The following is a 19,470-nucleotide window of genomic DNA, read 5'->3' as shown; positions in this document are numbered from 1 at the left end:
CGGGGATGTGTTGACGGTACGGTTCACTCGCTGCGCCAGATATCGTAGGCGCTCTCCGGTAATTGCTTGAAGGGCCGGAAGCTGATGCCCTTCACATAGCTTGCCGCCGCCACTTGATCCTCGGGCTCGTAGAGCGGCAGCGCATAGGCCTGATCGAGAATGGCGAAGCGCTGCAGCTTCGAATAGAGATCGAAGCGCTTCTTCTGGTCCAGCGTCGAAGCCGCCTCGTTCAGCCACTGTGACAGCTCCGGCGCGAAGGCGCGGCTATAGTTGATGCTGCCGCCCTTATCGAGGGGCAGGTAGTGATACTCTATGTCGATCGCATCCGTCGGTGTGTTGGAATTGGCGATCGAGCCGAACTGACCGGTCTTGCGCCGATCGGTATAGGTGCCTGCGTCCACGAAGACGATCTTGAGATCGATGCCGGCATTCTGGCGTGCCTGCGCCTGCAGGGCCTGTAGCAGCACATCGCGCTGATCGCGTACCGTCGCCTGAGCCTGGATGACCTCGATGGTCAACCGCTTTCCGTCTTTCGTTCTGAAGCCATCGGCATCCCGGGCGGTCCAGCCAGCTTCGTCAAGAAGCGTGTTTGCCGCCTTGGGATCGGGTTTATATGCCGCCTCGATGCTCTTGTCGTAGAATTGCGGATCGATCGGCGACGTGATGCCCCACGCGCGCGCGCGCTCTCCGCGATAGACGGCCTTCAGCACCGCATCGACGTCGATCGCTGATATCAGAGCCTTGCGCACCTTGAGATCCTGGGTCGGTCCCCAGGTGACGTTGAGGAACAGCGAATAGGGCGTGCCGGTATTGAGGGCCGTCTGATAGCTGAAGTCCGAATTGCCCTTGAAAAGGCTTGCATCGTTGCCGGCAATCCCTTCGATCACGTCGACCTGACCGGAAGTAAGCGCTCCGGTCCGGACGGAGGATTCGGACAGGAAGCGGTAGGTTACCTCATCCAGATAGGCCGGTCCCTGATGAGCCGATGTCTTGGGTGCCCAGTTGTAAGCGGGATTCTTGACGAACTGAATGTCCTGCCCCTTGGCGTAGCGCTTCAGGATGAAGGGGCCGGTCCCTGCGATCTCCGGTCCGCCGGATTTCAGCTGCGTCGAATTGAAGGCCGCGGGCGAAAGGATTTCCAGGCTCGCGGCATAATCGAGAAAGGGGGCATAGACCTGGTTCAACGTGAAGGAGACGGTATGGTCGTCCAGTGCCTTCGCTTCGACGATACGTGAGACCGGGCCGGCGCTCACGCTGCCGCTATAGGCCGCGTCCTTGAGCTTGGTGAAGTTGGTGATGACAGCCTGCGCATCGAGCTTCTGCCCGTCGGTGAAGGTGACATTGTCACGAAGCTTGAACGTGTAGGTCTTGCCGTCGTCGGAGATCTTGTATTCGGTCGCAAGCCAGGGAACGTAGCCGCCATCTGCAGTCCGCGCCAGCAGCGACTCATAGGCGTTGCGCAGCAGCAGCTTGGTCTTGTCCTGCCCGTTGAGCTGCGGATTGAGCGTGGCCGGTTCCGTCTCGACGCCCCATGTCAACTTGCCGCCACTGACCGCCGTGCCGTCCCCAGCCATACCAAGGCTTGGCAGCGCCCCCGTCACAAGCATGGCTGCCGTCAGGCCGAGAAAATATCTGCGCATAAGCATTTCCGAGTATCTCCTTGAAGTAATCAATAGCCGCGGCTCAGGCTGGTTGATCGAGCCAGATGTCGTAGGCGTTTTCGGGAAGGCGCTTGAAGGGACGGAATCCAGCTCCCTTGACGGCAGCCGTTGCTGCAATCTGATCTTCGGGAACATAGAGCGGTAGGCCGAGCGCCTGTTCGCGGAGGGCGAAACGCTGCAATGCCGAATAGATCTCGAAGCGCTTCTTGACGTCGAGTGTAGAGGCGGCCTCGGCAAGCCAGGCGGATATTTCACGCGCCACGGTGCGGCTGTAATTGATCGATCCGCCCTTCTCACGCGGCAGATAGTGAAAATAGAGGGTGAGGCCGTTTTCCTGCGTCGTGGTCGAATTCGGGATGATGCCGTATTGGCCGTCGTTCTGCCTGTTCGCATAGGTTCCGGCGTCGACATAGCGCAAGACGACGTCGATGCCGGCATTCTGTCTGGCCTGCGCCTGGACGGCCTCGAGAAGAACGTCGCGCTGATCGCGCAAGGTCGCTCGCGACTGGACGATCTCGATCGTCAGCCGTTTACCGTCCTTCGTTCGGGAGCCATCGCCGTCTCTGCTCGTCCAGCCGGCCTCGTCGAGCAATCTGTTGGCAAGATCGATGTCGAAGCCGTCGCTGCCCTCGATGCTTCTGTCGTAGAAATCGGTGTCCGCAGGTGTCAGAACGCCCCATGCGCGCTTGCGTTCGCCACGATAGACGGACTGAATGATCCGCTCGACATCGATCGCCGCAAGAAAGGCCTTGCGTATCTTGACGTCGCTCGTCGGGGTGTTGGTGACATTCAGGTAAAGCGTGTAGGGCGTGCCGGTATTCAGCGCGCTTTGATAGGTGAAATCGGGATTTTCGCGAAAGAGTGCTGCGTCGTTGCCTGAAATGCCCTCGATGACATGCACCTGGCCCGAGGTCAGCGCTCCGGTGCGGACCGCGGATTCGGGTAGAAAGCGATAGACTACTTCATCGAGATAGGCCGGCCCCTGGTGACCGGCATTGCCGGGAGCCCAATTATAGGCCGCGTTTCGAATGAAACGGATTTCCTGACCTTTGACATAGCGATCGAGGATGAAAGGGCCGGTGCCTGCAATGTCAGGCCCGCCTGCCTTCAGCTGCGGTGATGAGAATGATTTCGGCGAGATGATCTCGATGCTGGTCGCGCCATCCAGGAAAGGCGCATAGATGTCGTTAACCGTGAGCACGACGGTATGGGCATCGTGCGCGATTGCCTCGGAAATGTGGGAGACGTGACCGGCACTGATACTGCCGGAATAGATTGGCTTCCTCAGTTTCTGGAAATTCGTGACGACGGCTGCAGCGTCGAATTTCTCTCCATCGCTGAAACTTACGTCATCGCGAAGATTGAAGGTATAGGTCCTGCCATCCTGAGATACTGTATAGTCTTTCGCCAGCCATGGCACATAACCGCCATCCGGGGAGCGGGCGAGAAGGCATTCGTAGGCATTGCGCAGGACGAGTTTCGTCTTGGCCTGACCGTTCAGATGCGGATTGAGCGTGGTCGGTTCCGTCTCGACGCCCCAGATCAGGGACCCTCCGCGCGCGGGCTTGTCATCTGCCAGCGTTTCAGTCGCTTGCAGTCCGGTGGACAGAGACAGAGCAGCAATCGCTGAGCTCTTCAGGAAATCTCTTCTGGTTATCACGCAATTCTTTCCCATGTCATTTTGGACCGGCTCGCAATCAGGCTGCAGCGGCCTTGCGCGTGCCGGCCAGCAATTCGATCGTGCTGAGGCGGTGCGCACCTTCGGAAACCGGGCAGTCGATCACAAATTCTTCGATGCCGAACCCCTTGTGGAGGCGCTGCAGCTCCAGATGGACATCGGCCGGCGTTCCCCGAATGACGCGCGGGCTTCTCTCTTCGATCCGATAGTCGGTCGCACCTGCCTGGCGGACATATTCGAGTGCCTGCTCGCGGCTGCCGACATTGACGCTTTGTCCATCCTTGATTTCCAGGTGGAACCGGCGAGTGTCGCCCACGAGACCCTCGGCAAGCGAGGTCGTTTGCGCCGTGACTACGCTAACTGCGAGCAGCGCAGTCTTGCCACCCGCCTGTCGATACGCCGACAGCGATTGCGAGATCGCTTCGTCGTCACCATGGATGTGACCCGCATAGACAAAGCCCCAGCCGAGACGAGCGGCCAATCTCGCGCTGTCGGGACTTGCGCCGAGCAGGAAGCGGCCGGGCGGCTCGTCGGGCGCGGGAAAAGCGGCAAGGTCCTCTGCTTTGCCTTCCGCGCCCTGTTCGTGCCGCAAGAAGCCATCCAGCTCCGCCAATTGCGCTTCGAATGATGGCTTGCGCGCGGGATCATATGCTTTTTGGAGAGCCCCGGTCGAAAGCGGAAGCCCGCCCGGCGCCTTGCCGACCCCAAGATCGACGCGTCCCGGCGCCAGGGCTGCCAGCAGATTGAAGTTCTCGGCAACCTTATAGGCGCTGTAATGCTGCAGCATTACGCCACCGGAACCTATGCGGATGCGTCTGGTATGTGCCAGCAGGTGGCCGATCAATACTTCCGGTGAGGAGCTTGCGAGTTTTGGGGAATTATGGTGCTCAGCCACCCAGAAGCGGCGGTAGCCCAGCTCTTCAGCGCGCTTGGCAAGGGCCAAACTACGCTGCAATGCTTGTGACGCACGCTCGGATCCATCAATCGGACTCTTGTCGAGAAAACTCAGGGCGTAAGACATCTGTCCTCTTGGCAATGTACGGCAACGTTAATTGCTATAATCTATATTTTTAATAGACTATGGAATCGAGCAATGATGTTTCAATCGTCGGCTGCACAATGAAAGATCATGCCGTGCGAAGCCCTCCGGCAATCTGCATCTTAGGTGCGCGAAACACTGAGCGGCATTGAGAGAGCAACGGATCGGACCCGATTCAGACTATCTCCAGCAGCCTTCAGGCCATCATTTGGAGGCGTCCCCGTGACCGATATCATCGTCCGTTCTTCTCTTCTGGAGCCGGCGGCTCAACCGCTGATCGAAGGGCTTGTCAGCGAGTATGATGGCCGGTACGGCGCCGCCAGCCGCCCGGGTGGCGCACGCACGGAAATCCTGCGTTATCCAGTCGCGTTGTTTTCTCCGCCGCTCGGCGATTTTCTCTTATTGCAATGCGATGGCGAAACCATCGCAGGCGGTGCCTTCATGAGCCATGATGACGAGACGGCCGAGCTCAAACGCATATGGACACATCCGGCGCTACGTCGTCAGGGGCTCGCTCGACAAATCGTGATTGCGCTTGAGGAAAGCGCCGCTCAACTCGGCTATACCCGCGCCTATCTGTCGACCGGCTTTCGCCAGCCTGAGGCGGTCGCACTTTATGTCTCCCTCGGCTATCGTCCGCTTTTCGATACGACCGTGGATCCCGTCTATTATCGCTCCCTGCCATTTGAAAAGCTGATCGGCGCGAAGGCAGGCGAGATCGGTTCGACGCCGATCTACCCGCCCGCGGCCTCCTTCGAGGAGGCCACAGCGCGCGTGTCGGCGCTGAAGGCCGGGCAGGAGCAGAAGATCACCGAACGGCTGGCGGCATACCAAGCCTCCGCGGCCTGAGGTCTCAGAAGACCAGGGATACGATCGGCCCGACTTTAAATCATGACCAGACAGGAGCTTATATGACTACCAATGCAAACGGCCTGACTGTCGGCATCGGGTTTGATGTCGCCACACGTTCGGCCAGCAATCGTGAACTCCAGCGCGATCATTGGCAGGCACTCATCGCGCGGATAGACAATGTGGTTGACTATGTAACGCTCGAGGATGGATTTGCCCGCGCCGAGGGCGATGGTTTCGATGCTGTGCTGCTTGCCAACTGGCTTGCGCCACGCAGCCGCAATATCGGCATCATCGCCGGTGCACCGGTCAGTTTCCTCGAACCATTTCATGTCTCGACCGCGATCGCGACCCTGGACTTCGTGAGCGAGGGGAGGGCAGGGCTGCTTGTGCAGCGATATGCTGAGGTACAGGCGGCACAGGCGAGGCGAACTCTCGGCGAGCTTGATGGCTTTCCGCCAGCGCAAGTCACCGCTTTAGAGCGGGACAGCCTGGATACGATCGAGGCCATTCAGCGTCTATGGGATAGCTGGGAGGATGGAGCGATCATCCGCGACCGGGAGAGCCAGCGCTTTCTCGATGGCTCCAAGCTGCATTACGTCAATTTCGAAGGGGCGGAATTTAATATTCTCGGCCCCTCCATTACACCTCGGCCGCCGCAAGGTCAGCCTGTAACCGCCGTGACCTACCGTAAGGACGAAGATCCCCTCATCGCCGCTGCGGCTGACGTTGTCTTTCTGCACTTGGAGGCAGCAAGTATCGGCGACGCGGTGGAGAAAATCCGCAGCTCCGCCGCCAGCAAGGCAGTAGTCTTTGTTGCCGATATCACCCTCGAAGCCGGGCGGCAATCAACCGCTGATCTGGCCGCACAAATCGCCGGGCTGGCCCGATCAGGCGTCAGCGGTATTCGCCTATTGCTTAGCGATCCCACGCAACAGGTGGCCTATCTCAGCAACGAGCTTCTGCCCGTCTTGAGAGCGGCTCTTCTCCTCCGTTCGCCCGCAAATGGTTCACTGAGAGATCGGTTTGCTCTGCCGGCGGCGACCAACCGGTTCACGGCAGCGGCTTGAGTTTTAAAGGAGTGAAGTTCATGGCGAAGAAGCAGGTCATTCTCGGCGCCCAGTTTCCAGGCGTCAACAATTTCACCGTCTGGAGCGATCCGGCGGCAGGAAGCCAGATCGAATTTTCGTCATTCCGGCATTTCGCCGAGACCGTGGAACGCGGCAAATTCGATTTCATCTTCCTGGCCGAGGGGTTGCGCATCCGCGAGCAGAAGGGTCGTTTCCATGAGCTGGACGTGGCCGGCCGGCCTAATACGCTGGCGATCCTGACAGCCCTTGCGTCCATTACGGAGCATGTCGGCCTGATCGGCACGCTGACGACCACCTTCAACGAGCCTTACCCGCTCGCGCGCCAATTGGCGACGCTCGATCTATTGTCCGGTGGCCGCGCCGGTTGGAATGTCGTGACCTCGCCGGGCGCCTTTACCGGCGCGAATTTTCGCCGCGGCGATCACCTGCCGCATGGTGAGCGTTACGAGCGTGCTCGCGAATTCATCGAAGCGGCACGGGCGATATGGCGTGGCGGTGCGTTTTCGGTTCACTCCAAGCATTTCGATATCGCCGGACGGTCGCAACTGGCGCCCTTGCCGCAAGGCACCCCGGTGATCGCACAGGCCGGAGATTCGGATGAAGGCAGAGAATTGGCAGCTAGCCACGCTGACCTCATTTACTCCCGTCACGGCTCGATCGAGGCGGGTCAGGCCTTCTACGCGGATGTGAAAAAGCGATTGGCGAAATATGGCCGCAGTCCCGACGCCCTCAAGATTCTCCCCGGCGCCCATTTCGTGATCGGTGATACGAAGAACGATGCCGAGGAGAAGCTGCACGCGATCCGCCTGCAGCAGGTCAGTCCGAAGAATGCCATCGCATTTCTCGAACAGGTCTGGAACCGCGACTTATCGAACTACGATCCGGATGGGCCGTTGCCCGAGATCGAGCCCGACGTCTCCGGCTCGCGCCTGGCCCAGGGACGCGCAAACAATCAGGATATCAAAAGCCGATTGGAGACAGCGCGCCACTGGCGTGAGATTGCCGCTCGCGATCGGTTGAGCATTCGCCAATTGGCCATTCGCGTCACAGCGCGCCAGCATTTCGTCGGAACCCCGGAGAGCATCGCGGACGAGATCGATCGGCATGTACAGGCCGATGCGGCCGATGGATTTGTCTTTGCGCCTCATTTGACACCCGGCGGCTTTGATGAATTCGCCGAGAAAGTCGTGCCGCTCCTGCAGGAGCGGGGCGTCTATCGTACGGAGTACCAGGGAGAAACGCTGCGTTCCAATCTCGGTCTGGCCGGCCCGTCATCGGAAGCAGTGCCAACCGGCTTGGCGGCGGTGGGATGAAATGGTGGATTGCCGGCCGCGGAGGTGGATGAGAGATGATTGACGGTGGCGTCAAAGCCGTAATCGATCAATCCCAGATGGATTTGACGGATGAGCTCGTCGCTCTGAGTTTGCGAAATGAGATCGATCCGGGACCGGATCCGCTGCGTATACCAATCACGGAAGCTGAGCTGGACGAACTGGCCGAGCGGCTCCATCAGGAGTCGCAGGGCGATGCGCTTTGGGTCTTCGCTTATGGCTCGTTGATCTGGAAGCCTGATTTCGATGCCGTAGAAGCGCGTGTGGCAGCCGTCAAAGGGTGGCATCGCTCCTTCTGCCTGCGAATGACACGTTGGCGGGGATCGCTGACACAGCCGGGGCTCATGCTTGCATTGAAGCGGGGCGGATATTGCAAGGCGATTGCTTTCAGATTGGATGACAGCGATCGCTTGGGTCAGATCAAGCGTATGCTTCGTCGTGAAATCGGAACCCCTGAAGCCGCGGCCACCATTCGCTGGGTACGGGCGCAGACCGATCAAGGTCCAGTGCGAGCATTGGCCTTCTGGGCCGATCCAAGGGGAAGCTATGTGACTTCCAAGCTGTCATTGGAGACTGTGGCTGGTATCCTGGCACGTGCTTGCGGCGCCAGAGGCTCATGTGCGGAATATCTCTATTTGACAGTGAAACATCTCGAAGCTTGGGGGATTCGGGACCTCAACCTATGGAGGCTTCAAAAGCTGGTTGCCCGCGAGCTTAGAATGATCCACGCAGCGGAAGGCGTAGCAAGCCGTGTCGCGTCATGAGCGGGAGTAGGCACGGTTGGATCGGAGGCATTTGACCGGATGGCGGAGCTGAACTCCTGTAGAAAAGCAAGAAAGCTCCATAATAGAACCTTATCCAAGAAAGTCTGTTCAATCAGGCAATTAACCTGTCCCGGTCGGCGTCATGCGTTCAGATCCCTTCACATCATAGGATTCGATTTTCGCTGGCTGTGAACTTGCCCCGTTAAATTAAGCCATCTAGAACTGGAATTTTCCAAACTTTGGGGGCAAGGTCAGCCGCGCGTCTCGAAAAAATCGAAGCCGCAGCATTACTGCACGGCAAGCATCGGGTAGTCCGTGTAACCTTCCGCCGCGTCTTCACTTGGTTGATAGAACGTTGGGTAGTTGGGGGCGTTCAATGGAGCACTACGTTTAAAGCGTTCGGGAAGATCCGGGTTGGCGAGGAACGGTACGCCAAAGGAGATTAGATCGGCATTACCATTTCGGATCGCCGCTTCTCCGAGAGCAAAATCGTAACCGCCGTTAAGTATCAAAGTCCGAGAGAATACGGACCGGAGATAAGGTGCGACCCGAACGGTGTCCGGTGGCAAAGCATCGTCACCGGCAATCGGTTCAACGACATGCAGATAAGCAATTCCGACCCGGTCGAGTTCAGTGGCCAGGTAAGTAAAAGTTCGTACTGGATCGGAGTCTTTCATGCCATGGACGCCATCATTCGGTCCAATACGATAACCGACACGGCCGCTTCCGAGAACATCCGCCACTGCAGCGGCAACTTCGATCGGGAAACGGGCTCGATTGATTAGCGTGCCGCCATAGCGATCCTCTCGGATATTGGATCCATCGCGAAGAAACTGATCCAGCAGGTAACCAGAGGCACCGTGAAGCTCCACCCCATCGAAACCGGCATCATCCGCGTTTCGTGCTGCTTTGCGGAATTGCTCTACGACCGAGGAGATTTCCGCTGTTTCCAAGGCGCGCGGCATGGAAGCAGCGACGCGTCCACTCGAGATGAACACTTCAGCGTCAGCTTGCAGAGCCGACGGTGCAACAGGAGGCGCGCCTTCGTGAAACTCGGTGTGGGAAATACGGCCAACATGCCAGAGCTGAGCGAAAATCTTACCACCGGCCTGATGGACCGCCTCCGTGACCTGGCGCCAAGCGGCAACCTGTTCCGCCGAATGAATTCCCGGTGTTTTTATATAACCGACCCCTTGCGGACTGACTTGGGTGGCTTCAGTGATGATCAGTCCAGCAGTCGCCCGCTGTGCATAGTAAACCGGTGCCAGTGGATGGCTGATATTTCCCTCTATCGCACGGCTTCGGGTCATGGGAGCCATCACCATCCGGTTTTTCAGCACAAGATCATCCAGGACGTATGGCGAGAGAAGTGAGTTGGGCATCTGCGTTCCTTCGGAATATTCCATTCACGGCAACGGGCGCGCAGGCAGACCCCGCACCGCTGACGGCGGTCCGAGGTTGTGACCTTCGATGTGATCCCATTGTCGGGTTAATTGAATTTCAGTTACAGATAGTAACCGAGGCTACCTTACATACCGTTTCGGCCCCCGCAAGAAGGCACATTCATGTCACTCAGTAACATCCGGCAGCAGCCCAACTGCACACCCTTCACAAGGGAGTTGTTGAGCCGCATAGGCGACAAGTGGAGCATGTTGATCATCGCACATCTCGTCGCCGGTCCCATGCGGTTCAACGAGTTGAAGCGTACTATCGGTCAGGTTTCACAGCGCATGCTGACTTTGACCTTGAGGAGCTTGGAGAAGGATGGCCTGGTTTCCCGGAAAATCTTCGCAACAATTCCTCCTAAGGTGGAGTATCAGCTGACACCGCTGGGCCAAACCTTGATAACCCCCGTTATGACCTTGATCGAGTGGTCCCTTACGCATCAGGGTGATGTCCTCAAAGCGCGAGCTGACTTCAATCAGCACCCGTAGAGTCTCCATTGATTAGCCACGCTCATAAGCCCATGCGAATTACTGCGCCTAATCGAACGATGGCACCCGCGCTATATTCAACTGGGCTCGTGACTACGAGAGTGGAACGCCGAGATCATTGGGCGGTTTGAGGCTTCGACGAAAACAAGTCCGCCTCGGCCGTCTGCAGGAGTATCGACGGCTTCCATGGGCTTCTGTCCCGCGAATACGGTTGTTGACTGGCGAATAATTAATGAGGGATGGCCATGAACTGGTCACAGGAAGAGCTTGGGAAAATCGATCAGGCGGACGATCTGAAGATCGCACCATTTCGCGAGGATGGCGCCACCTACGGCACCCCGACATGGATCTGGGAGGTCGTGGTAGATGGCAGTCTCTATGTGCGTGGTTACCACGGTCAGAAGTCGCGCTGGTATCAGGCCGCGCTTCATCAGAAAGCCGGCCGGATTATTGCCGCCGGCATGACGCGGGACGTCGCCTTCGAGCCGGTCGACGGGCCGATCAACGACCGCATCGACGACGCCTATCGCGCAAAATACGGCAACAGCCCGTATCTGGCGCCTATGATCAGCGCCCGGGCACGCGCGGCGACCATGAGGATCGACCCCCAGGAGAAGCGCTGAGGACGTGGTCGGGTCGCGCAACGTTCGTGGCGCGCAATCCTGAGAAGCACGGCGCCTCATCCGCATCTTGATGATGTCGGCCGTCGAACACCAACTCCAAGGAAGGAGCTGCAACATGATTAAGCGCAAACTGGGGCAAGGTCTCGAAGTGTCCGCCCTGTCGCTGGGCGCCATGGGTTACGGCAAAGCCCGCGAGCTTCCCGACCGGGCGGAAATGATTGCTCTTATCCGAACCGCGGTCGAACGCGGCATGGATTTTTTCGACACCGCCGAGGTCTATGGCCCGTGGACCAATGAGGAGATGGTGGGCGAGGCGCTTGCTCCGGTTCGCGATAAGGTCAAGATCGCGACGAAATTCGGCTGGGATATCGACCAGGAAACCGGCCGGCATCGCGGCGGCGTCAACAGCAGGCCGGCGCAGATACGCAGCTCCATCGAAGGGAGCCTGAAACGGCTACGCACCGACCATATCGACCTCTCTTACCAGCATCGGGTTGACCCGGACGTGCCGATGGAAGATGTTGCGGGAACGGTGAAGGACCTGATCGCCGAAGGCAAGGTGCTGTGGTTTGGCCTGTCAGAAGCCGGCGCACAATCCATTCGCCGAGCACATGCGGTGCAGCCGGTTGCCGCGCTGCAGAGCGAATATTCGCTCTGGACCCGCGAACCGGAAGAGGAAATCATTCCGACGATCGAGGAACTCGGTATCGGGCTCGTTCCCTTCAGCCCGCTCGGCAAGGGGTTCTTGACGGGCAAGATCGACGTCAGCACGACATTCGATAGCACCGATATCCGGGCCAACATACCGCGCTTCTCCGAGGAGGCGCGCACTGCCAACCAGAAGCTGATCGACCTGATCCGCAAGATCGGCTCGAAGCACAGTGCGACACCGGCGCAGGTCGCGCTTGCCTGGCTGCTGGCGCAGAAGCCCTGGATTGTTCCTCTGTTCGGCACACGGAAGCTGGAGCGCTTCGAAGAGAATATCGGAGCGTTGAACGTCGCTCTGGATAGGTCCGATCTCGATGAGATCGAAAAGGCTAATATCGTGATCCAGGGCGCCCGCTATCCTGAGGCCATGCTGCGCCGTTCGGGGCTCTAGGTGTCATTGGTCTGAATGTCGAGCCGCCTCAGTCGAACATGTGGCGGGTCTCAAAGAGCATCGCAAAGCGCCGCCGAAGCCGTGTTCACAGGGATGGAGACGCGCTCGACGCGATACTCGACAACAATCGAATTGAAAGGAATGGCAATGAAACGGATCTTGGCGGCCACAGCGATCTCGCTCACCATGGGTGAGCCTCTCTTTGCTCAGGAAGGTGGGGGAGGCGGAGCTATGCCGGTAAGGGCTTCGTCGCTATCGCTCAGCGACATCCGCTCCGTATCGCCGGCTCTTGCCCGCTATGCGGACGAAGATGTGATTGGAAACCTTTGGCAGCGGCCGGAGCTTTCGCGGCGCGATCGCAGCATCGTCACGCTCTCCGTGCTGATTGCCCGAAACCAAACCATCGACCTCAAGCACTACGCAGATGTCGCGCTCGATAACGGCATTACTCCGGCTGAGCTGTCGGAGATCATCACTCATCTTGCCTTCTACTCCGGTTGGTCGAACGCCATGTCTGCGATCGCCGAGACAAAAGAGGTGTTTTCTGCAGGGAACATTGCCGCCGATCAGCTCCCTGCGGCCTCGCCGCAATTGCTGCCGTTGAATGAGGAGGTGGAGCAGCGGCGCGCCGAGGCCGTCGAGAAAAACATCGGGCAGATTTCGCCAGGACTGGTGCAATTTACCGCCGATACGCTGTTTCGTGATCTCTGGCAGCGGCCGGGTCTTGCTCCACGAGACCGGAGCCTTGTGACTGTAAGCTCGCTGATTGCCTTAGGGCACAGCGCCCAAATTACGTATCATCTCAACCGAGCTATGGATAACGGCCTCACGGCCGAAGAAGCCGGAGAAATCGTGGCTCACACCGCCTTCTATGCCGGATGGCCAAACGCTTTCTCCGCCACGGCCGTTGTCGGCGAGGTTCTGCGCAACCGGGCGAAATGAATTCCGAAGTGGTGGCCGCCGGTATGCACGGCGAAGGTGATCGGCCGCGTCGCGGTTCCAATCGGGGCTGCTACTATTTTGTGGCCATGTGTTTTATAAGTGAGCATGCGGTCATGACAGGGAATCATGAGTGGAACGTCAGAACATCAATGACCTGATGGTGTTCCTGCTGGTAGCGAGAGAGCGCAGTTTCACGAAAGCGGCTGCTAAACTCGGCGTTTCGCAGTCGGCGCTTAGCCACACGATCCGTCAGCTCGAGGAGCGGCTCGGGGTGCGGCTTCTGACGAGGACGACGCGCAGTGTCTCGGCGACGGAAGCCGGCGAGCGGATGCTGATCAGCATCGGTCCGCTTTTTGACGAAATCGAAACGGCGATCGATGGGCTCAACGCCCTGCGCGAAAGGCCTGCCGGAACCGTCCGGCTGACCGCCGGGGACTATCAGATCCAGCATTACATCTGGCCGAAGCTTCGCTCCTTTCTCCGTCAATACCCGGACATCAGGCTCGAACTTGATGTAAATTACGGTTTGCAGGACATCGTCAGCGATCGTTACGACGCAGGGGTACGTTTTGGCGAACAGATCGCCAAGGACATGATCTCCGTTCGGATCGGCCCGGATGTGCGCTTCGCGGTGGTCGCCGCGGAGTCCTATTTTGCCTCTCGGGATATCCCCGGACATCCAAAAGAGTTGACCCAGCATCGCTGTATCAATCTTCGGCTTCCAACATATGGCGGTCTCTACGCCTGGGAATTCGAGGAGGAAGGGCGCGAAATCAAGGTCAGGGTGGACGGGCAACTCGTCTTCAACACGATCTATAACGTTCTCGAGGCGGCGCTCGACGGTTTCGGTTTTGCCTATGTTCCGGAGGATATCGCCAGGGCATATCTCAAGACGGGGCGCCTTCATCGGTTTCTCGAGGACTATTCGCCCTATTGGGAGGGGTTTCACCTCTATTATCCCAGCCGCCGTCAATCCTCGCCGGCCTTTTCCCTTCTGGTGAACGCGTTACGCCATTCTGGCTGACGCGGCTGGATGAATTAAGCGGCCTCCTGACCGAACCGTTTCGGCAATTCGCTCGCAAGAGCGTCGATCGCTAGCCTGGACCGTAACGGCAGATGCTGTGCAGCCGGCCAGACGGCATAGGCTTCGATCGTCGCACTTGGCCTGTCCGTCCAAAGTTCAACCAGTCTGCCAGCGCGTATGTGATCGCTGATGAGCCAGTGGGGCTGCCACGCAAGTCCCATGCCTTCGACCGCAGCATCTGTGATGGCTTCAAGATCATCGAAACGGAGTCTGGAACTGACGGGCACATCAACGAGGTCCCCCGATACGTCCGGAAGCCGCCAGGGTAACGCATAATCGTTGCGCCAATAGGCGAGCATGTCGTGATCCCTCAACTCGGCAAGGGAATGCGGCTGTCCGCGTTCCGCAAGATATGCGGGAGACGCACACAGCGCCTTGCGCTGGCCGACGAGCCGCCGAGCGCGCAACGACGTCCCATTGCCAAGCGCGCCGTTGCGCACCGCAAGGTCGAAGCCGTCGGCGATCATATCAACCTGGCGATCATTGAAGCTGAGCTCGAGTTCGAGCTTCGGATGCTGGCGTGCATAGGCACGCAGAATGGGCGCAACGCAGTAACGGCCGAACAATACCGGCAGCGATACGCGAAGCTTGCCGACGACCTCGCGCCGTCCGGTTTCCAGAAGGGATTCGCCCGTGCGCAATTCCTCAATGGCGCGCAGGCACCGCTCGTAATATTGCTGACCGTCTTCCGTCAGACATTGCATGCGCGTCGTTCGCTGAAACAGACGGACGCCCAGACGCTCTTCCAGGCGCGCAATGGCTTTGCCGACTGCCGAAGGCGTGAGGGCGAGCCGATCGGCCGCGCGTTTGAACCCTCCAGCTTCGACCGCCTCCACAAACACTTCTATACCGTCAAACCTGTCTCGCATGGCGAAACCTTTTCAGACACTTTCGTGACGCGATTGCGGAATTTTGGGAAATAAACAAGTGAAAAACAATCGCCACTGCTGAATGCCATTCTACTGTAAGGAAGAGATCAGGCAAGCGACTTTTCAGGGCATCAAGGCTCGGCACGCCCGGCACTGATAGTTCTGTCGTCATGCGTATTCTCCTTGCAGGAAGGCAAGCAAGTTGTTGATTTCAATCGTATACGACAGTGGCTTCGGTCACACCGCGCGCGTTGCCGAGGCAGTGGCGGCCGGGATTGGTGAAGTAGAACGGGCCGAGGCGAAACTGATTGCGGTCGCGGACGGGCCGATGGACTGGGAAGCGCTTCAGCGGAGCGATGCCATCATCTTTGGATCGCCGACTTATAACGGCCTGATCAGCGCGAAGCTCAAGCAGTTCTTCGAGGATTCGACCAAGGCGGCGTGGTCGGCTCAGAAGTGGCGCAACAAGATCGCGGCCGGCTTTACCAATTCCGGAGCTCAGCACGGCGACAAGCTGAACTCGCTCATATCGATGGCGCTGTTCGCGGCCCAGCACGGCATGATCTGGGTCGGCCTCGATATGATGCCGGGCAACAGCAGCAGCACCGGCAGCGTGGACGACCTCAACCGGCTGGGAAGCTGGCTGGGGGTCATGACCCAGTCGAACGTGGACCAGCCGCCCGACGTCGCTCTGACCGATAGCGATTTGAAGACGGCTCAGTACCTCGGCCGGCGCGTGGCAGAGACCGCCAGCCGGTTTCAGCCGGCCTAATCATAACGTAACTAAGGAGTCCCCTATGAAATTGCTTTGTCTCGACGTTCCGCAGCCCGGCGCCTCGCTGGAGAAATATCAGCCGCATATGCAGGATGAGGCGCGCCATGCGTGGCAGATGTATAAGGGCGGCATCATCCGTGACATCTATTTCCGGCAGGACCGACCCGGTGTTGCTATTATCGCGGAAGCCGCCTCCGTTGATGTAGCCAAAACGGCACTTGCCGAATTCCCCCTCGCCAAGGCCGGCCTGATCGATTGGGAAGTAATCCCGCTCGGTGCCTTTACAAACTGGGAATCGCTGTTCGCCCCCGGCAACGCCTAGCCCCGCAAGCGCCTCCGGCACTGCGAGCGCCAAAAAACCAAGGGGCTGGGACCGATAGCTCGCGCACCGGCACGACAACTCGGAACAAGCGATTATGAACACAATAGGCTTTGCAGCTCTATCTGCCACCGAACCGCTCGAGCGCTGTGCCTTCGAACGTCGCGCGCCGCGATCGGATGACGTTGTTATCGATGTTCTCTATTGCGGCGTCTGTCATACCGACGTCCATATGGTCCGCAACCACTTTGGCTTTACAAGCTACCCCATCGTGCCGGGCCACGAAATTATCGGGCGGGTGCGTGAGGTCGGAACGGGCGTGTCCCGCTTCAAGGCTGGCGACATGGTCGGGGTCGGTTGCATGGTCGATTCTTGCCAGCGCTGCAAGCCTTGCCTCAAAGGCTGGGAACAGGACTGTGTCGAGGGGCCGACCTTTAGCTACGCGAGCAGTGATCGTCAGGATGGTACGCCGACTTATGGCGGCTATTCCGACTCGATCGTCGTGCGGGACAAGTTCGTATTGTCGTTGCCAGGCCGGCTCGATCCGGCGGGCGCCGCACCGTTGCTTTGCGCGGGCATCACCACCTGGTCGCCGCTGCATCGCTGGAATGTCGGCAAGGACAGCAAGGTCGCGGTCATCGGCCTGGGCGGACTCGGACATATGGCTCTGAAGCTTGCCAAGGCGCTCGTGGCCGATGTCACCCTGTTCACGCGTTCCGCCGGGAAGGAGGAAGATGCCTTCCGTCTCGGCGCGGACCATGTCGTGCTGTCAAGCGATGCGCAGCAGATGGAAGCTGTTGTCGGTCACTTCGACGTCATTATAGACACGATCCCTTACGATCATGACGTCAATCCCTACATGCCGACATTGACGCTGGAAGGCGTGCTCGTCCTCGTTGGCTATCTCGGACCACTTGGCACGCCGGTAAACGCCGGGGGGCTGGTGCGCGGCCGTCGCGCGATCTCCGGCTCCTTCATCGGTGGCGTGCCGGAAACGCAAGAGATGCTCGATTTCTGCGGGCAGCACGGCATCGTCTCGGACATAGAGATCATCCCCATACAGAAGATCAACGAAGCCTATGAGCGCATGTTGAAGAGCGACGTGAAGTATCGCTTCGTCATCGACATGGCTTCGCTCAAATCCTGAGGAAACCCAATATGACAAACACGATCAAGCCCATCCTGTGTGTGGTGACCAGCCATCCGATCCGTGGTGACAGCGGCGAACCGACCGGCTTTGCCATGGTCGAACTCACCCATCCCCTCGAGGTCTTCGATAATGCAGGAATCCCATACGAAATCGCCTCGATACGTGGTGGCCATCCGCCGATCGACTTCTTCGATCTATCCGATGCCGCCAACGCCCATTATTGGAAGGACAAGGACTTCCGCAGCACGCTTGCCGACTCGCTGATCCTGAAGGATCTCGATCCATCTCGCTACTCGGCAGTCTTCTTTGCCGGAGGCCACGGCACGATGTGGGACTTTGCGGAAGACAAGGCCGTGCAAAATGTCATCCGTGAAATCTGGGAGGCGGGCGGCATCGTCTCGGCGGTCTGCCACGGCCCGGCCGCGCTGGTGAATGCGACACTGTCCGACGGCAGCTATCTCGTCGCTGGCAAGAAGCTTGCCTCCTTTACCGACGAGGAAGAGGCCGAAGTCAAATACACCAAGGTGGTGCCATATCTCCTTGCCACCACTCTCAAGCAGCGCGGGGCGCTGCATCAGGCTGCGCCCAACTGGTCGGAGAACGTCGTCACCGATGGCCGCCTGATCACGGGCCAGAACCCGGCATCCGCCCATGGCGTGGGCCAAGCTCTCGTCGATCAGTTGGCTGTGAAGCAATAAGGCAGATCTCCGTATCTTCGGTCCAGCAACGGAACCCTTACGCGAGGCGATTGGCTTATTCTCACATCCACGCGGCATGATGAAACATGGCGCATCGTCTGGCGCCGCAGATGACAATAACTGAAGGGTTTCAGGGATGAAGATCATCGCGATCGAGGAGCATGTCCTTCCCGATGAGGTGAAGGATGCGTGGAAGACCATACCCGGCGCGGATGACGGGACGCTCGCCCTCAATCCGGGTGTAATCGGCGAGCGGCTCGCAGATCTCGGAGAGCAGCGATTGGCGCTGATGGATGAGACGGGCGTCGATGTTCAGGTTCTCTCCCTGACTACACCGGGTCTCAACAATTTAGGCAGTTACGGCGTCGATCTCGCGCGCCGTGCCAATGATCTGCTGGCGGGGGCAGTGGCTGCCAATCCATCGCGCTTTCAGGCGATGGCGGCTTTGCCATCCGCAGAGGCAGACGCGGCGGCGTTGGAGTTGCGCCGATCCGTCGAGCAACTCGGCTGTAAGGGTGCCGTTCTTTTCGGACGGGTTGGCGACAAGAATCTGGATCATTCGATCTTCGAACCCACATTCGCCTGCGCGGCCGAGCTCCATGTGCCGCTCCTGATCCACCCGCAAATTCCGCAAACGAGCGTGCGCGGCTCCTATTATACGGGCTTCGGCGCTCCCGTCGATCTCGCCCTGTCCACCTTCGCGCTCGGATGGCATTTCGAGGCGGGTATCCAGTTCGTGCGCCTCATCCTGGGAGGTGTCTTCGACCGCTATCCCAACCTCCAGGTAATTCTGGGACACTGGGGCGAGCTGGTGCTCTTCTATCTTGAGCGGCTCGTCATGCTTGACCGGGTGTCCCAGCTCCAGCGGCCGTTCATCGAATACGTTCGAAACAATCTCTATGTGACCGCGAGCGGCATGTTCAGCCCATCGTACTTACAGCAGGCGGTCGATGTTGTCGGCATCGATCGCATTCTGTTTTCAACGGATTATCCCTACCAATATCGTTCCGGAGGTGATGCACGCGGTTTCCTAGCGGGGCTGGCGTTCGATGATACCAACAAAGCGAAATTCGCCCATCGGAACTGGGAGCGCTTGACCGCGGTCGGTGCCGAGATTCGGGCTCCGCTCCATCCAGGTATCTGACTAACAGCAATACGGACGGTCAGGCAAGCACTGAACCTGATGCGTCTCTATCCATGTCGAGCTGAACGAAAGGCACAGCACAGAGATCGTGATTTGGCTCTTCAGAAAAGGGACAACTGAGAGGTACCTGGGGCGGAAATAGGCCACCTTCACACCCAAGTTGGCGGGCCATCTCGTTTATCGAAACTTTCGCCGCCGCTAAGTGATGCAGGCATCGGTGAGGGTGATCTGCGTATAGCATCGAGACGTGCCAAAGTTTCCAAAGTGAAACCATTGAAATCATTAGCATATCTCACTTAAAAATTGGCCGTAAGTAGTTCGCCGGCTAATGTCACAGCTATTTAGAGATGAGACAAAGTAATCAATTTAGAAACGCGACATAATAATATCTGTTATTACTTCATTTGCAAGATTCTATAG

Annotated in this window: 20 protein-coding genes; 14 read left to right on the top strand and 6 right to left on the bottom strand. The window is 58.6% G+C overall.

All coding sequences use genetic code 11. The features are described 5' to 3' along the window. Positions 1–23: 23 nt before the first annotated feature. From FHT85_RS29170 to FHT85_RS29160, 3 genes are read right to left on the bottom strand one after another with little or no spacing between them, the layout of a single operon-like run. Entirely contained in the window at positions 24–1,646 is a 1,623-nt protein-coding gene (locus FHT85_RS29170; RefSeq protein ID WP_183774855.1) for an ABC transporter substrate-binding protein, read from the bottom strand. A 37-nt stretch (positions 1,647–1,683) separates the two neighbouring features. Continuing rightward, complete coding sequence (locus FHT85_RS29165) at positions 1,684–3,321, bottom strand: ABC transporter substrate-binding protein (protein ID WP_312861373.1); 1,638 nt, start codon at positions 3,319–3,321, stop codon at positions 1,684–1,686. Positions 3,322–3,358: 37 nt separating this feature from the next. Further along, on the bottom strand, positions 3,359–4,360 hold the full coding sequence (locus tag FHT85_RS29160) for an LLM class flavin-dependent oxidoreductase (protein WP_183774849.1): 1,002 nt from the start codon (positions 4,358–4,360) through the stop codon (positions 3,359–3,361). Positions 4,361–4,600: 240 nt separating this feature from the next. On the opposite strand from FHT85_RS29160, the gene FHT85_RS29155 reads away from it, so the two are divergent. The 4 genes from FHT85_RS29155 (at position 4,601) to FHT85_RS29140 (ending at position 8,413) form a co-directional block, all read left to right on the top strand. Further along, positions 4,601–5,227, top strand: coding sequence for a GNAT family N-acetyltransferase (locus FHT85_RS29155; protein ID WP_183774846.1), 627 nt, complete (start codon positions 4,601–4,603; stop codon positions 5,225–5,227). A gap of 62 nt (positions 5,228–5,289) precedes the next feature. Further along, positions 5,290–6,297 (top strand): LLM class flavin-dependent oxidoreductase, encoded by a 1,008-nt coding sequence (locus FHT85_RS29150; protein ID WP_183774843.1) that lies wholly within the window; start codon positions 5,290–5,292, stop codon positions 6,295–6,297. 20 nt (positions 6,298–6,317) lie between these two features. Continuing rightward, the gene (locus FHT85_RS29145; RefSeq protein WP_183774840.1) at positions 6,318–7,631 is read left to right on the top strand and encodes an LLM class flavin-dependent oxidoreductase; all 1,314 of its coding nucleotides are present in this window, start codon (positions 6,318–6,320) and stop codon (positions 7,629–7,631) included. A gap of 35 nt (positions 7,632–7,666) precedes the next feature. Next, entirely contained in the window at positions 7,667–8,413 is a 747-nt protein-coding gene (locus FHT85_RS29140; protein WP_246780147.1) for a gamma-glutamylcyclotransferase, read from the top strand. Positions 8,414–8,700: 287 nt separating this feature from the next. On the opposite strand, the gene FHT85_RS29135 is transcribed toward FHT85_RS29140, so the two are convergent. Then, positions 8,701–9,819, bottom strand: coding sequence for an alkene reductase (locus FHT85_RS29135; protein ID WP_246780146.1), 1,119 nt, complete (start codon positions 9,817–9,819; stop codon positions 8,701–8,703). A gap of 159 nt (positions 9,820–9,978) precedes the next feature. On the opposite strand from FHT85_RS29135, the gene FHT85_RS29130 reads away from it, so the two are divergent. The 3 genes from FHT85_RS29130 to FHT85_RS29120 all read left to right on the top strand — a co-directional run bounded on the left by FHT85_RS29130 (position 9,979) and on the right by FHT85_RS29120 (position 12,069). After that, complete coding sequence (locus tag FHT85_RS29130) at positions 9,979–10,347, top strand: winged helix-turn-helix transcriptional regulator (RefSeq protein WP_112401043.1); 369 nt, start codon at positions 9,979–9,981, stop codon at positions 10,345–10,347. Positions 10,348–10,592: 245 nt separating this feature from the next. After that, complete coding sequence (locus FHT85_RS29125; RefSeq protein WP_112401042.1) at positions 10,593–10,970, top strand: DUF2255 family protein; 378 nt, start codon at positions 10,593–10,595, stop codon at positions 10,968–10,970. 115 nt (positions 10,971–11,085) lie between these two features. Continuing rightward, positions 11,086–12,069, top strand: coding sequence for an aldo/keto reductase (locus tag FHT85_RS29120; protein ID WP_183774837.1), 984 nt, complete (start codon positions 11,086–11,088; stop codon positions 12,067–12,069). A gap of 50 nt (positions 12,070–12,119) precedes the next feature. Here FHT85_RS29120 and FHT85_RS29115 read toward each other — a convergent pair whose 3' ends face one another. Beyond that, positions 12,120–12,257: a hypothetical protein gene (locus FHT85_RS29115; RefSeq protein ID WP_183774980.1), complete on the bottom strand. Its 138-nt coding sequence runs from the start codon at positions 12,255–12,257 to the stop codon at positions 12,120–12,122. Between FHT85_RS29115 and FHT85_RS29110 the strand changes: the two genes are divergently transcribed. Both FHT85_RS29110 and FHT85_RS29105 read left to right on the top strand, forming a co-directional pair. Then, on the top strand, positions 12,217–13,011 hold the full coding sequence (locus tag FHT85_RS29110) for a carboxymuconolactone decarboxylase family protein (RefSeq protein WP_183774834.1): 795 nt from the start codon (positions 12,217–12,219) through the stop codon (positions 13,009–13,011). The two genes, FHT85_RS29115 and FHT85_RS29110, sit on opposite strands and share 41 nt — an antisense overlap. A 130-nt stretch (positions 13,012–13,141) precedes the next feature. Continuing rightward, entirely contained in the window at positions 13,142–14,035 is an 894-nt protein-coding gene (locus FHT85_RS29105) for a LysR family transcriptional regulator (RefSeq protein WP_183774831.1), read from the top strand. Between the two features lie 14 nt (positions 14,036–14,049). On the opposite strand, the gene FHT85_RS29100 is transcribed toward FHT85_RS29105, so the two are convergent. After that, positions 14,050–14,964, bottom strand: coding sequence for a LysR family transcriptional regulator (locus tag FHT85_RS29100; RefSeq protein ID WP_183774828.1), 915 nt, complete (start codon positions 14,962–14,964; stop codon positions 14,050–14,052). 202 nt (positions 14,965–15,166) lie between these two features. On the opposite strand from FHT85_RS29100, the gene FHT85_RS29095 reads away from it, so the two are divergent. The 5 genes from FHT85_RS29095 (at position 15,167) to FHT85_RS29075 (ending at position 19,050) form a co-directional block, all read left to right on the top strand. After that, positions 15,167–15,736: a flavodoxin family protein gene (locus FHT85_RS29095; protein WP_112401037.1), complete on the top strand. Its 570-nt coding sequence runs from the start codon at positions 15,167–15,169 to the stop codon at positions 15,734–15,736. Positions 15,737–15,761: 25 nt separating this feature from the next. Then, a complete protein-coding gene (locus FHT85_RS29090) occupies positions 15,762–16,061 on the top strand; it encodes a superoxide dismutase (protein WP_112401036.1) in 300 nt (99 codons plus the stop codon). A 94-nt stretch (positions 16,062–16,155) separates the two neighbouring features. Then, positions 16,156–17,205: an NAD(P)-dependent alcohol dehydrogenase gene (locus tag FHT85_RS29085; protein ID WP_183774826.1), complete on the top strand. Its 1,050-nt coding sequence runs from the start codon at positions 16,156–16,158 to the stop codon at positions 17,203–17,205. Between the two features lie 11 nt (positions 17,206–17,216). Then, positions 17,217–17,906 (top strand): type 1 glutamine amidotransferase domain-containing protein, encoded by a 690-nt coding sequence (locus FHT85_RS29080; RefSeq protein ID WP_183774824.1) that lies wholly within the window; start codon positions 17,217–17,219, stop codon positions 17,904–17,906. Between the two features lie 136 nt (positions 17,907–18,042). Then, positions 18,043–19,050, top strand: coding sequence for an amidohydrolase family protein (locus FHT85_RS29075; protein WP_183774822.1), 1,008 nt, complete (start codon positions 18,043–18,045; stop codon positions 19,048–19,050). The last annotated feature ends 420 nt before the right edge of the window (positions 19,051–19,470 follow it).

The sequence above is a fragment of the Rhizobium sp. BK312 genome (assembly GCF_014193605.1).
GTDB lineage: Bacteria > Pseudomonadota > Alphaproteobacteria > Rhizobiales > Rhizobiaceae > Rhizobium.
This window is presented reverse-complemented; position numbering and strand designations above follow the sequence as displayed.

Excerpts from the sequence above, each read along its gene's own strand:
- FHT85_RS29080 (WP_183774824.1), top strand. The coding sequence starts at position 17,217 with ATGACAAACACGATCAAGCCCATCCTGTGTGTGGTGACCAGCCATCCG.
- FHT85_RS29075 (WP_183774822.1), top strand. The coding sequence starts at position 18,043 with ATGAAGATCATCGCGATCGAGGAGCATGTCCTTCCCGATGAGGTGAAG.
- FHT85_RS29085 (WP_183774826.1), top strand. The coding sequence starts at position 16,156 with ATGAACACAATAGGCTTTGCAGCTCTATCTGCCACCGAACCGCTCGAG.
- FHT85_RS29110 (WP_183774834.1), top strand. The coding sequence starts at position 12,217 with ATGAAACGGATCTTGGCGGCCACAGCGATCTCGCTCACCATGGGTGAG.
- FHT85_RS29100 (WP_183774828.1), bottom strand. The coding sequence starts at position 14,964 with ATGCGAGACAGGTTTGACGGTATAGAAGTGTTTGTGGAGGCGGTCGAA.
- FHT85_RS29170 (WP_183774855.1), bottom strand. The coding sequence starts at position 1,646 with ATGCTTATGCGCAGATATTTTCTCGGCCTGACGGCAGCCATGCTTGTG.
- FHT85_RS29090 (WP_112401036.1), top strand. The coding sequence starts at position 15,762 with ATGAAATTGCTTTGTCTCGACGTTCCGCAGCCCGGCGCCTCGCTGGAG.
- FHT85_RS29130 (WP_112401043.1), top strand. The coding sequence starts at position 9,979 with ATGTCACTCAGTAACATCCGGCAGCAGCCCAACTGCACACCCTTCACA.
- FHT85_RS29160 (WP_183774849.1), bottom strand. The coding sequence starts at position 4,360 with ATGTCTTACGCCCTGAGTTTTCTCGACAAGAGTCCGATTGATGGATCC.
- FHT85_RS29150 (WP_183774843.1), top strand. The coding sequence starts at position 5,290 with ATGACTACCAATGCAAACGGCCTGACTGTCGGCATCGGGTTTGATGTC.
- FHT85_RS29115 (WP_183774980.1), bottom strand. The coding sequence starts at position 12,257 with ATGGTGAGCGAGATCGCTGTGGCCGCCAAGATCCGTTTCATTGCCATT.
- FHT85_RS29120 (WP_183774837.1), top strand. The coding sequence starts at position 11,086 with ATGATTAAGCGCAAACTGGGGCAAGGTCTCGAAGTGTCCGCCCTGTCG.
- FHT85_RS29135 (WP_246780146.1), bottom strand. The coding sequence starts at position 9,819 with ATGGAATATTCCGAAGGAACGCAGATGCCCAACTCACTTCTCTCGCCA.
- FHT85_RS29145 (WP_183774840.1), top strand. The coding sequence starts at position 6,318 with ATGGCGAAGAAGCAGGTCATTCTCGGCGCCCAGTTTCCAGGCGTCAAC.
- FHT85_RS29140 (WP_246780147.1), top strand. The coding sequence starts at position 7,667 with ATGATTGACGGTGGCGTCAAAGCCGTAATCGATCAATCCCAGATGGAT.
- FHT85_RS29125 (WP_112401042.1), top strand. The coding sequence starts at position 10,593 with ATGAACTGGTCACAGGAAGAGCTTGGGAAAATCGATCAGGCGGACGAT.